This is a genomic window from Haloarcula halophila, assembly GCF_029278565.1.
GTDB lineage: Archaea > Halobacteriota > Halobacteria > Halobacteriales > Haloarculaceae > Haloarcula > Haloarcula halophila.
On sequence record NZ_CP119559.1, the window covers coordinates 2,216,336 to 2,228,436 of the forward strand.

The window sequence follows — 12,101 nt, forward strand, 5'->3', positions numbered from 1 at the left end:
CGCCGGTATGGTCGCAGCGGAGCACGTCGTGTTCGTCTTCGTCGCCGGGCTGTTGACGGCACTGGCCACGGGACTCGGCGCCATCCCGTTCTTTCTGGTCGAGGAGTTCTCCGACCGGTGGAACGTCGCGCTGTGGGGGCTTGCCTCGGGGATCATGGTCGCGGCATCGCTGTTCGGCCTCGTCCGCGAGGGGCTAGCCTACGGGTCGCCGGTGTTGCTGGTCCCGGGTCTCCTGACCGGCGTCGTCCTCGTCGTCGTCAGTCACGAGGTTCTGGACGGGTTCGACCACGGCCCCAAGAAGTTCGAGCAGGCGGATTTCAAGAAGCTCCTGCTCATCCTGGGTATCCTGACGGTCCACAGTTTCCCCGAGGGCGTCGCCGTCGGCGTCTCGTTCGCGGAACTGGGCCTCGACGGCGCGGTCGCAGGCGACTCGCTGCTCGTCGCCGGGACCGCGGTCCCGCTGTTGGCGGTGTTCATGACCATCGCTATCTCCATCCACAACGTCCCCGAGGGGACCGCGATCGCCATCCCGCTGCGCTCGCTGGGGGTCAGCGAGTGGAAGATGGTCTGGTGGGCCGTCTTCTCGTCGCTGCCCCAGCCAGTCGGAGCGGTCATCGCCTATTACTTCGTGACCCTGGCGAAGGAGTTCCTCCCGTTCGGCTTCGGCTTCGCCGCCGGCGCGATGGTGTATCTCGTCGCGACGGAGTTCGTCCCCGAAGCCCTGGAACTGGGCGACGGGTTGCCCGGCGGCGGCAAGCGCGAACTGCTGGCCGGCGCGGTGACGGGCGTCCTGGCGATGGTTCCGCTGGCGTTCGTCTAGAGGATCGACCGCTGCTTGATGACCTGGAGGTCGACGAAGGCGGTCAGTGGCTCGCCGAACTCGTCGACGCGTGTCTCCATGCGGTAGTTCGAGTGATCGACGGCGAAAAAGGAGGGGCCGTCGACCTCCAGCGGTTCCCGGGCGCGGTCCTCGGTCGCGGCCTCGTAGACCTCGCCGTCTTCCGCGGGAAGTGCTGTCTGGCTGAACGCCCGGTCGCCACTGGGGGTCTCGGCCGGTTCTTGCCCCTTGATGTAGCTGTCGTACATCTCGAAGTGCTCTTTCTCGGCGAAGAAGTAGACGTCGAAGGGCCTGTCGGCCCTGATGGTGTACTCGATCGCACCGCCGGTGTCGGAGACGTCCGGGAGCCGTTTCGTCCACCCGTCTTTCGGATCGACGGAGATGTCCTTCTGTACGTTCAGGATCACCTCGCCGCCGCCACCCAGACAGCCGCTACCCACGGCTGCCAGTCCCGTTCCCACCGTCTGTAACATCCGCCGTCGCCTCATACTCGCCTCTCTGGAGTTCTCGTACTTAGTTGCATCCGCGCGATTATAGCCGCTGATAACTACCGGCGGGGTCGCCGGGGAAAAGGAAGGAATTTAAGCACCCGTCCGGAAGGGTCAGGACACCATGAGCAAGAAATCGAAGGCCAAGAAGAAGCGTCTGGCCAAACTCGACAACCAGAACAGCCGGGTCCCCGCGTGGGTCATGCTCAAGACCGACCGCGAGGTCCAGCGAAACCCCAAGCGACGCCACTGGCGGCGCAACGACACTGACGAATAATGAGCGCCAGTGACTTCGAGGAGCGTGTCGTCACGATCCCGCTCCGCGACGCGAAGAAGGAACCGAAACACGAGCGCGCCGACAAGGCGATGAAGCTCATCCGAGCCCACCTCGCCAAACACTTCTCGGTCGACGAGAGCGCCGTGCGTATCGACCCCTCGATCAACGAGACGACCTGGGCGCGCGGCCGGCGCAAGCCGCCGAGCAAGATCCGCGTCCGCGCCGCCCGCTTCGAGGAGGACGGCGAGGCGGTCGTCGAAGCCGAAACGGCCGAATAACGTTGCTCCGCGCGGCGTTCTCCGGGTCGTCGTACGTCGGCGTCTTCGCCCGTGCGACCGACGACTGTGTGCTGGTTCGCCCGGACCTAGAGGAGTCGCTGACCGACGACATCGCCGAGGAACTGGACGCTCCGATCGTCCCGACGACCGTCGGCGGGTCCGGGACTGTCGGCGCGCTGGCGACTGGCAACACCAACGGCTTGCTCGTCTCCGCTCGCGTCCGAGACACCGAGATCGATCGCATCCGCGAGGTCGTCGACCTCCCGGTGACGGAACTGCCCGGCCGGATCAACGCTGCCGGCAACGTCGTCTGCTGTAACGACTCGGGCGCGTACGTCCATCCGGACCTCTCCCGGGAGGCCGTCCAGGCCATCCGCGACGGCCTGGACGTTCCCGTCGAACGGGGCGTCATCGCCGGCGTCACCACCGTCGGGACCGCCGCCGTCGCCACCGACCGCGGCGTCCTCTGTCACCCCAAGGCCACCGACGGTGAACTCGACGCCTTAGAGGAGATCCTGGACGTCCCCGCCGACATCGGGACGGTCAACTACGGCGGCCCGCTCGTCGGATCGGGCCTGGTCGCCAACGACCACGGCTACGTCTGTGGGACCGACACCTCCGGCCCGGAACTGGGCCGGATCGACGCGGCGCTCGGCTACATCTAGACCACTTTTTACTTCGTCGGGTTTCCTCGGTCGCCTCCGGCGACCTGCGGGAACCCTCCTCGGAAAAACCTGGGAAAAACGGCCGGAATCTCGGCCTGCGGCCTCGATTCCGATGAAACCGCGCCTGCGGCGCGGTATGCTTTCGGTACAGCCCTTCCCGCAACCACTTTTTACTTCCTCGGGTTCGAGTCGCGTCTCCGGCGCGCTCGAACCGCTCTCTGCTCACGGACGCTTCGCGTCCGTTCGCACGGTCAGCGGGACCGTCGGTCCCGCTCGACTCGCAAAATCCTAAAAGGCGGGACCGTCGCTTCGCTCGGTCCCGTGAAACGGCTCGCTCCGCTCGCCGTATGCGCTCGACGGAGCCCTGCCTTTCCCCGTCTTCGCTCCGGCGCGACTGCCGTCGCGCCACTCGCTCCCGGCCCGGTGGCTGGTCGGGTTTCGAATATCGAGAACAGCCACCGATTCGCTTACTCGGGAACCCGTGCGATGGTCGTGATCGCCCGCGGACTGCCCGGCCTCGATTGCTGGATGTGGTGTTCGAACTCCTCGAAACCGGCGGCCTCGAACATCCGGTCGGCTTCCTCCTCGTCGTAGAACAGCATGATCGCGTCGGCCATCTTCTGGAACACCGTCGAGTTGGGGTAGTCCGGGCCGACGATCAGGACCTTGCCGCCGGGTTTCGCGAGTCGGCGACACTCCTCCAGGGCGTCGACGGGGTTTGGCCAGTACTCGATCGAGCCCGAGGACCAGACCACGTCGAAGCTCTCGTCCTTGAAGGGGAGTCGCTCGGCGTCGCCCAGGTGAAACCGGACGTTACCGTGTTTGCCGAACTTCTGGTAGGCTTTCGAGAGCTGGTGGGGACTCTGGTCGAGGCCGTAGACTGTCTCGACTTGCTGGAGCAATCCCTCCGTGGCGAAGCCGGTGCCACAGCCGATGTCGAGCACGCGGTCGTCGGGCTCGATCTCCAGCATCTCGATGGCCTCGTCGCGCATGCGCTCGTCCCAGATGAAGGGGTTGATCTGGTCGTACACCTTCGAGAGGTACTTGTAGAACGTCCGCGCACGGGCTTTGTTCTCGAGGACTCCCATTGGCTCTCCCTTGGCGTTTGGCAGGCATAATTCCCCGGATTCCTCGGTCGGTGGTCCATACGAACTTCGCAACTACCAAATAGGCGCTCAAGCAACAGTCGGACGATTAGAGAATGCCACGGCCAGAAGTTCTCGACAGGATAAAGGAGGCCGAGCAGGAGGCCGACGACATCGTCGCCGAAGCCGAAGAGGACCGTGAACAGCGCATCCAGGAGGCACGCGCCGAGGCCGAGGAGATCCGCGAACAGGCCCACGAGGAGGCCGACGCGGCAGCCCAGGAACGCCTCGAAGACGCCCGCGAGGAGATCGAGGCCGAACGCGAGCAGCTCATTGAGGAGGGAGAGGCCGCTCGCGAGAACCTGGAGGAGGCGGCCCAGGCGGAGACGGACGAGGTGGTCGAATACGTCATCGACCTGTTCGAGGAGGCGGTACATGCTTCGACCTGAGCGGATGTGCCGCGTCTCGGTGACCGGGTCGAAACGCGTCATGGACGACACTATCGAGTCCGTTCACGAGCTCGATATCCTCCACGTCACCGAGTACGACGGCACCTGGGACGGGTTCGAACCCGGCGACCCCGTCGAGGGGGCCGACGAGGCGTCGGACAAACTGGTCACCGTCCGATCGCTGGAGTCGATCCTCGACGTCGACGCCGAGGACGCGGGGCCGACCCAACTGGTCACCGACGAGGCCCTCGAAGAGGACCTCGAAGACGTCCGGACCCAGGTCAACGAGCTAGACGACCGACGCGGCGACATCGAGGACGACCTGCGTGACGTCCGCGAGCGCATCGACACGATGGAGCCGTTCGTCACGCTCGGGATCGACCTGGATCTACTGCGGGGGTACGACTCGCTGTCGGTCGCGGTCGGGACCGGTGACGCCGACGAGGTCGAGGCCGCACTCGCCGACAGCGACGTCGAGACCTTCGAGGTCTTCGACGAGGACGACGTCGTCGCGGTCTTCGCACGCTGTGAGGACAGCGACCTGCAGGACGCCCTGGTCGGCGCGACCTTCTCGGAGCTCGCGGTCCCGGAGGGCGACGGCGATCCGTCGTCGTACCTGGAAGAACTGCGCCACGAGGAACAGCAACTCGAATCGAAGCTCTCGACGGTCGAGGACGAACTCGACGATCTCCGGCTCGACTACGCCGGCTTCCTGCTGGCCGCCGAGGAGAAACTCTCCATCGAGGTCCAGAAGGCCGAAGCACCGCTGACCTTCGCGACGACGGAGAACGCCTTCGTCGCCGAGGGGTGGATTCCCGACGAGGAGTACGAGGCCTTCGAGAGCCAGGTCATGGCCGATGTCGGCGAGGCTGTCGCTATCGAGAAGCTCGAAGTCGCCGAGTACGACAGCGACGGACACGCCCAGTCCCACGAAGAGGTCGATCACGGCGGCGGTGGCGGCGAGGTCGGCTCCGAGGTCGACACCGGCGTGACCGCCGAGAGCGAGGAAGAACAACGCGAACCCAGCGAGGCCGTCGCCGACGGCGGCATGGTGAGCGCCACGGCGGAACCACGTTCCGACGGCGGCGTCGTCACGATGGGCGACGAGGACCCGCCGGTCATCCAGGACAACCCCGGCGCGGTCAAGCCCTTCGAGTCGCTGGTCGAGGTCGTCAACCGCCCGAAGTACGGCGAGTTCGACCCGACAGTCGTGTTCTTCCTGACGTTCCCGGCCTTCTACGGCTTCATGATCGGGGACCTGGGCTACGGGATCCTCTACTTCCTGGCCGGCTACGGCCTCTACACGCAGGTCGACAGCGACGTGCTCAAGAGCCTCGGCGGCGTCGCGATGTGGGCCGGTGGGTTCACCGCGCTGTTCGGAATCCTCTACGGCGAGGTCTTCGGGCTACACACGATATCGAACGTCGTCTGGCCCGCGATCGGCTTCGAAGAGGCGCCGATCCACAAGGGACTCCAGCCCGCGTTCGGTGACTACGCCATCGCGTGGCTGACGATCAGCCTGCTCGCCGGCATGCTCCACCTGGCGATCGGGTGGACCTTCGACTTCGTCGAGAACCTGAGCCACGGCTTCTACGACGCGCTCACCGAGAGCGGTTCCTGGCTGCTGATGCTCTTTGGCCTGTGGGCCTGGGTGTTCTCGGGCGCGAACGGCTCGGCACCGGGCTTCCTCTACACGGCCGAGGAAGGCATCTTCGCCGGCCACCCGTTCGCACTCGGCTTCACCGGACTCCCGGCGATCAACCTGTTCAGCGTCGGCGGGTTCCCCATCTCCGCGTGGCTGCTCGTGTTCGCCGTCGGGCTCGTCCTGTTGGCGCTTGCCGACCCCATTGAGGTCGTCGAGTTCCTCAACGTCTTCGTGAACGTGCTGTCGTACACCCGGCTGGCCGCCGTGTTGCTCGCCAAGGCAGGGATGGCCTTCGTGGTCAACCTCCTGTTCTTCGGCGTCTACGTCGTCGAGACCGGCCACGGTGCCGAGTGGCACTTCGGTATCAACCACTCCCCGGCGTACATGCTCGAACAGGGGACCTACCACGGCCACGAGGTCACCGAGGTCATGTTCGGTGGCCTGATGCACTCGGGTGTCGCCGGCGTCATCGGTGGCCTGCTCGTCCTCGTTCTCGGGCACGTTCTCGTGTTGGTGCTCGGTGTCACCAGCGCCGGACTGCAGGGTGTCCGTCTCGAGTACGTCGAGTTCTTCGGCAAGTTCTTCGAGGGCGGCGGGAAGCAGTACACTCCCTTCGGCTACGACCGCCAGTACACGACCGACGACTGACTGCGGACCGCTGAACGACCCCGTTTTCGACTTCGCTCGCCGTTCGATCCGTGTCGCTCCGGCCGTTCATCGGATTCGTTGCCTTCGAGGGCTATTTTCCCCGATCCCGGCGGGACCGACGGCTGGTACCAGCTCACATCCCACCCGGCGTGAGCGGCTAAACCGCCAGAACAGCGTCTTGCCGAACCGTTTTGGGAAGCTTTATGAACTCGGTACGGTCACATACGCCTGTTCGGACACGAAACCCCAGAGAGGACTTCAACAACATGATTGACACCATCGCACTCGCCGCCAACGTTGTACTGCAGGAAGGTAGCGCCGCACCGGCCATCCCGGCAGGCGCCGCAGCGGCCCTGGCCGTCGGGCTCGCCGCACTCGGTTCGGGGTACGCGGAACGTGGTATCGGTGCCGCCGCGGTCGGCGCCATCGCCGAGGACGACAGCATGTTCGGTCGTGGCCTGATTCTGACGGTCCTGCCCGAGACACTCGTCATCCTCGCGCTGGTCGTCGTCTTCATCCTCGGTTAACCACACCCCCCTTTTCCAACAATGAGTCTTGATACAGTCGTAGAGGATATCCGAGACGAGGCCCGCGCGCGTGCAGAGGAAATTCGCGCCGAAGGCGAAAACCGAGCCGAGGAGATCGTCTCCGAGGCGGAGGCCGACGCCGAGCAGATCCACGAGGACCGCGAGGCCGAGGTCGAACGCGAGATCTCCCAGGAGCGCGAACAGAAGCTCTCCTCGGCGAAGCTCGAAGCCAAACAGGCACGTCTCGGCGCACGCCGAGACGTCCTCGAAGACGTCCATGAGGACGTCGAGGCCGCACTCGCCGACCTCAGCGGCGACCGCCGCGAGGAGCTGACCACGGCGTTGCTGGAGGCGGCCGTCGCGGAGTTCGACGACGGCGACTCCCTGCGCGTCTACGGTCGAGCGGCCGACCAAGCCCTCCTCGAAGATATCCTCACAGACTACGAAGACGTAACGTTCGCCGGGGAGCGTGACTGTCTCGGCGGAGTGGTAGTCGAGAGCACGAACTCCCGGGTCCGTGTGAACAACACGTTTGACTCCCTGCTTGAGACGGTTTGGGAGGACAACCTCAAGGAAATCAGCGACCGACTCTTCGAAGCACAATGAGCAGTCGAACGACGGCAAAGCGCGATCGAAGCAGCAACTACGAGTACGTCATCGCTCGTGTTCGCTCCCGTGGTTCGGTGCTGTTCGACGACGACGACTACCGAAAGCTGGTTCGTATGGGAACGAGCGAGATCGCTCGTTTCATGGAGGAGACCGAGTACGAGACGGAGATGAACGCGCTCGGCTCCCGGTACAGCGGCGTCGACCTCATCGAGTACGCGCTGAACCGGAACCTCGCCAAGCATTTCGACGACCTGCTGGAGTGGTCCGAGGGCGCGCTGTACGACTACATCGCCCGCTACCTGCGGAAGTTCGACGTCTGGAACATCAAGACCGTCGTCCGTGGGCTCTACTCGGACGCCGAGCGCACGGAGGTCGAGGACGACCTCATCCGCGCCGGCGAGTTCGGCGACGAACTGCTCGATCAGTTGCTCAACGCCACCTCGATCGAGGAGGTCGTCGAACTCCTCGACGGCACCATCTTCGGCGACTCGATGGCCGAGGCCTACACGGTCTACGAGGAGACCGACGTGCTCGTGCCACTGGAGAACGCGGCCGACCGCGCGTTCTACGAGACGCTGCTGTCGGGGCTGCCGTCGAACCCGGAGATCGACAGCCCGACCGGGCTGTACGTCGAGTTCCTCCAGACGGAGGTCGACTTCCGGAACCTCCGGAACGCGCTCCGGCTGGCCCGTAGCGGTGCCGACATCGAGGCCGCCGAGTATTACATCGAGGGCGGGAAGCTCTTCGACGAGCAACAGATCGCACAGCTGTCGACGAACTTCGACCAGCTGGTCGCGACGGTGCGAGAGAGCACCTACGGTGACGACCTGGACCAGGCACTGTCGGCACTGGAGGACGCCGAGAACCTGATCGACTTCGAGCGCGCGCTCGACGTGGCGCTCCAGGAGTACGCCGACCGGCTCTCGAACCGCTACCCGCTGTCGGTCTGTCCGGTGTTGTCCTACATCCTCGCCAAGGAGAACGAGGTCGACAACATCCGGGCGATCGCCCGCGGTCGCGAGGCCGGCCTCGGCCCCGACGAGATCGAACAGGAACTGGTGATACTATGAGCCAGGAGATAGCTGTCATCGGCAGCCCGGAGTTCACGACGGGCTTCCGACTGGCGGGCGTCCGCAAGTTCGCGGATGTCCCGACAGAAGAGAAAGACGAGAAGCTCGACGACGCCGTCGAGGAGATGCTCACCGACGACAACGTCGGTATCGTCGTGATGCACGACGACGACATGGAGCATCTCTCCCGTGGGGTCCGCAAGGACGCCGAGACGAGCGTCGAACCCGTCGTGGTGACGCTCGGCAGCGGCGCCGGCGGCGGTGGGCTGCGTGAGCAGATCAAACGAGCCATCGGTATCGACCTGATGGACGAGGACTAACAATGAGTCAAGCAACAGAAGCAGACGTCCGTGAGGACGGCATCATCGAAAGCGTCTCCGGACCGGTCGTAACGGCTCGGGACCTCGACGCCCGGATGAACGACGTCGTCTACGTCGGTTCGGAAGGGCTGATGGGCGAGGTCATCGAGATCGAAGGCAACATCACTACTATCCAGGTGTACGAGGAGACCTCCGGCGTCTCCCCGGGCGAACCCGTCGAAGGGACGGGCTCGCCCCTCTCCGTGGATCTCGGGCCGGGCATGCTCGACGCCATCTACGACGGCGTCCAGCGCCCGCTCGACGTCCTCGAAGAGAAGATGGGATCGCCGTACCTCGACCGCGGGGTCGACGCGCCGGGGATCGACCTGGAGAAGACCTGGGAGTTCGAACCCGAGGTTGAGGCCGGCGACGAGGTCGAAGCCGGTGACATCGTCGGGACGGTCCCGGAGACCCCAAGTATCGATCACAAAGTGATGGTTCCGCCCAACTCCGAAGGCGGCGAGGTCACCTCGATCGAGTCCGGCAACTTCACCGTCGAGGAGACGGTCGTCGAACTGGACTCGGGCGAGGAGATCCAGATGCGCCAGGAGTGGCCGGTCCGTAGCCAGCGTCCGGCCGAGGACAAGGAGACGCCGACCGAGCCGCTCATCTCCGGCCAGCGGGTGCTCGACGGCCTGTTCCCGATCGCGAAAGGCGGGACGGCCGCCATCCCCGGTCCGTTCGGTTCCGGGAAGACCGTCACCCAGCACCAGCTCGCCAAGTGGGCCGACGCGGACATCGTCGTCTATGTCGGCTGTGGCGAGCGTGGCAACGAGATGACCGAAGTGATCGAGGACTTCCCGGAACTGGAAGACCCCATCACGGGCAACGCCCTGATGGACCGGACCTGCCTCATCGCGAACACGTCGAACATGCCCGTCGCGGCGCGTGAGTCCTGTGTGTACACGGGTATCACCATCGCGGAGTACTTCCGCGACATGGGCTACGACGTGGCGCTGATGGCCGACTCCACCTCCCGGTGGGCCGAGGCCATGCGGGAGATCTCCTCGCGACTGGAGGAGATGCCCGGCGAGGAGGGGTACCCCGCGTATCTCTCCGCTCGTCTGAGCGAGTTCTACGAGCGTGCGGGCTACTTCCAGAACATCAACGACACGGAGGGCTCGGTCAGCGTCATCGGGGCCGTCTCCCCGCCCGGCGGGGACTTCTCGGAGCCGGTGACACAGAACACCCTGCGGATCGTCAAGACGTTCTGGGCGCTGGACGCCGACCTCGCCGAACGTCGGCACTTCCCTTCGATCAACTGGAACGAGTCCTACTCGCTGTATCGGGACCAACTCGACCCGTGGTTCGTCGACAACGTCCGGGACGACTGGCCCGAGACACGCCAGTGGGCGATCGACACGCTGGACGAGGAGGCCGAACTCCAGGAGATCGTCCAGCTCGTCGGGAAGGACGCGCTGCCCGAGGACCAGCAGCTCACCTTGGAGATCGCCCGCTACCTGCGTGAGGCGTGGCTCCAGCAGAACGCGTTCCACCCGACCGACACCTACTGCGAGCCCGAGAAGACGTACCGCATCATGGACGCCATCAAGACGTACAACGACGCGGCCTTCGAGGCGCTCGACGCCGGTGTCCCCGTCGAGGAGATCACCGACATCGAGAGCGCGCCCCGACTCAACCGCATCGGCGTCCAGGAGGACTACAACGAGTACATCGACGACCTGGAAGACGACATCACATCGGAACTCCGGGAGCTGTACTAACAATGAAAGAGTACCAGACTATCACAGAGATCAGCGGCCCGCTGGTGTTCGTCGAGACCGACGAGCCGGTCGGCTACGACGAGATCGTCGAGATCGAGACCAGCGACGGCCAGATGCGCCGCGGCCAGGTGCTCGAATCGGCGAGCGACTACGTCGCCATCCAGGTGTTCGAAGGCACCGAGGGGATCGACCGCGAGGCGTCGGTCCGCTTCCTGGGCGAGACGATGAAGATGCCCGTCACCGAGGACCTGCTCGGACGGGTCATGGACGGCACTGGCCAGCCCATCGACGGCGGGCCGGAGATCGTCCCCGACGAGCGCCAGGACATTGTCGGCGCGGCGATCAACCCGTTCTCGCGTGAGTATCCCGAGGAGTTCATCCAGACGGGTGTCTCCGCGATCGACGGCATGAACACGCTCGTCCGCGGCCAGAAACTGCCGATCTTCTCGGCGTCGGGCCTGCCCCACAACGATCTGGCGCTCCAGATCGCCCGGCAGGCGACGGTGCCGGAAGAGGAGGACGGCGAAGACGACGAGGGGTCGGAGTTCGCAGTGATCTTCGGTGCGATGGGGATCACCGCCGAAGAGGCAAACGAGTTCATGGACGACTTCGAGCGGACCGGCGCGCTGGAACGCTCGGTCGTCTTCATGAACCTGGCGGACGACCCGGCCGTCGAGCGGACGATCACGCCGCGGCTGGCGCTGACGACCGCCGAGTATCTCGCCTTCGAGAAGGACTACCACGTGCTGGTCATCCTGACGGACATGACCAACTACTGTGAGGCGCTGCGCGAGATCGGTGCCGCACGCGAGGAGGTCCCGGGCCGCCGTGGCTACCCGGGCTACATGTACACCGACCTCGCACAGCTCTACGAGCGGGCCGGCCGTATCGAGGGCCGCTCGGGCTCGGTGACCCAGATCCCGATCCTGACGATGCCGGGCGACGACGACACCCACCCGATCCCGGACCTGACGGGATACATTACAGAGGGCCAGATCTACATCGACCGGGACCTCAACAGCCAGGGCGTCCAGCCGCCGATCAACGTCCTGCCGAGCCTCTCACGGCTGATGGACGACGGGATCGGCGAGGGCCTGACCCGTGGCGACCACGCCGACGTCAAAGACCAGATCTTCGCCGCCTACGCGGAGGGTGAGGACCTGCGCGACCTCGTGAACATCGTCGGTCGCGAGGCGCTGTCGGACCTGGACAACAAGTACCTCGACTTCGCGGACCGCTTCGAGGACGAGTTCGTCGACCAGGGAATCGATACCGACCGGGACATCGACGAGACGCTGGAACTCGGTTGGGACCTGCTCTCGATGCTCCCGAAAGACGCCCTCAACCGTATCGACGAGGAACTCATCGAGGAACACTACCGCGAGGACGAGCCCGCCGAGACCGTCGAAGCAGAAGCCTGACGACCGACTGACACACTC

General features: G+C 65.1%; 14 protein-coding genes. 12 read left to right on the forward strand and 2 right to left on the reverse strand.

The window, feature by feature from the left end; translation table 11 throughout:
- Positions 1-7 precede the first annotated feature (7 nt).
- Entirely contained in the window at positions 8-820 is an 813-nt protein-coding gene (locus P0204_RS11760; protein ID WP_276179410.1) for a ZIP family metal transporter, read from the forward strand.
- Here P0204_RS11760 and P0204_RS11765 read toward each other — a convergent pair.
- Positions 817-1,326 (reverse strand): hypothetical protein, encoded by a 510-nt coding sequence (locus P0204_RS11765; protein WP_276179412.1) that lies wholly within the window; start codon positions 1,324-1,326, stop codon positions 817-819. The two genes, P0204_RS11760 and P0204_RS11765, sit on opposite strands and share 4 nt — an antisense overlap.
- A 124-nt stretch (positions 1,327-1,450) precedes the next feature.
- Between P0204_RS11765 and P0204_RS11770 the strand changes: the two genes are divergently transcribed.
- The 3 genes from P0204_RS11770 to P0204_RS11780 are packed head-to-tail and all read left to right on the forward strand — an operon-like array spanning position 1,451 to position 2,546.
- Positions 1,451-1,603, forward strand: a complete 153-nt coding sequence (locus P0204_RS11770; protein WP_135303897.1) for a 50S ribosomal protein L39e — start codon at positions 1,451-1,453, stop codon at positions 1,601-1,603.
- A complete protein-coding gene (locus P0204_RS11775) occupies positions 1,603-1,881 on the forward strand; it encodes a 50S ribosomal protein L31e (RefSeq protein WP_276179414.1) in 279 nt (92 codons plus the stop codon). Before P0204_RS11770 ends, P0204_RS11775 begins: the two co-directional genes overlap by 1 nt.
- Positions 1,882-1,883: 2 nt before the next feature.
- Positions 1,884-2,546: a translation initiation factor IF-6 gene (locus P0204_RS11780; protein WP_276179416.1), complete on the forward strand. Its 663-nt coding sequence runs from the start codon at positions 1,884-1,886 to the stop codon at positions 2,544-2,546.
- A gap of 467 nt (positions 2,547-3,013) precedes the next feature.
- On the opposite strand, the gene P0204_RS11785 is transcribed toward P0204_RS11780, so the two are convergent.
- Positions 3,014-3,634, reverse strand: coding sequence for a methyltransferase domain-containing protein (locus P0204_RS11785; protein WP_276179418.1), 621 nt, complete (start codon positions 3,632-3,634; stop codon positions 3,014-3,016).
- Between the two features lie 113 nt (positions 3,635-3,747).
- On the opposite strand from P0204_RS11785, the gene ahaH reads away from it, so the two are divergent.
- The 8 genes from ahaH to P0204_RS11825 all read left to right on the forward strand — a co-directional run bounded on the left by ahaH (position 3,748) and on the right by P0204_RS11825 (position 12,083).
- A complete protein-coding gene (ahaH, locus tag P0204_RS11790; protein WP_276179420.1) occupies positions 3,748-4,080 on the forward strand; it encodes an ATP synthase archaeal subunit H in 333 nt (110 codons plus the stop codon).
- Positions 4,067-6,373, forward strand: a complete 2,307-nt coding sequence (locus P0204_RS11795; protein ID WP_276179422.1) for a V-type ATP synthase subunit I — start codon at positions 4,067-4,069, stop codon at positions 6,371-6,373. The genes ahaH and P0204_RS11795 overlap by 14 nt, the downstream gene beginning before the upstream one ends.
- A 266-nt stretch (positions 6,374-6,639) precedes the next feature.
- Positions 6,640-6,900 (forward strand): F0F1 ATP synthase subunit C, encoded by a 261-nt coding sequence (locus P0204_RS11800; protein ID WP_276179424.1) that lies wholly within the window; start codon positions 6,640-6,642, stop codon positions 6,898-6,900.
- Between the two features lie 21 nt (positions 6,901-6,921).
- On the forward strand, positions 6,922-7,506 hold the full coding sequence (locus tag P0204_RS11805; RefSeq protein ID WP_276179426.1) for a V-type ATP synthase subunit E: 585 nt from the start codon (positions 6,922-6,924) through the stop codon (positions 7,504-7,506).
- The gene (locus P0204_RS11810) at positions 7,503-8,579 is read left to right on the forward strand and encodes a V-type ATP synthase subunit C (RefSeq protein WP_276179428.1); all 1,077 of its coding nucleotides are present in this window, start codon (positions 7,503-7,505) and stop codon (positions 8,577-8,579) included. The genes P0204_RS11805 and P0204_RS11810 overlap by 4 nt, the downstream gene beginning before the upstream one ends.
- The gene (locus tag P0204_RS11815; protein ID WP_276179430.1) at positions 8,576-8,899 is read left to right on the forward strand and encodes a V-type ATP synthase subunit F; all 324 of its coding nucleotides are present in this window, start codon (positions 8,576-8,578) and stop codon (positions 8,897-8,899) included. The genes P0204_RS11810 and P0204_RS11815 overlap by 4 nt, the downstream gene beginning before the upstream one ends.
- Before the next feature lie 2 nt (positions 8,900-8,901).
- Positions 8,902-10,662, forward strand: coding sequence for an ATP synthase subunit A (locus tag P0204_RS11820; RefSeq protein WP_276179432.1), 1,761 nt, complete (start codon positions 8,902-8,904; stop codon positions 10,660-10,662).
- Positions 10,663-10,664: 2 nt separating this feature from the next.
- Positions 10,665-12,083 carry an ATP synthase subunit B gene (locus P0204_RS11825; protein WP_276179434.1) on the forward strand — a complete coding sequence of 473 codons (1,419 nt, stop codon included), beginning with the start codon at positions 10,665-10,667 and terminating at the stop codon, positions 12,081-12,083.
- Positions 12,084-12,101 lie beyond the last annotated feature (18 nt).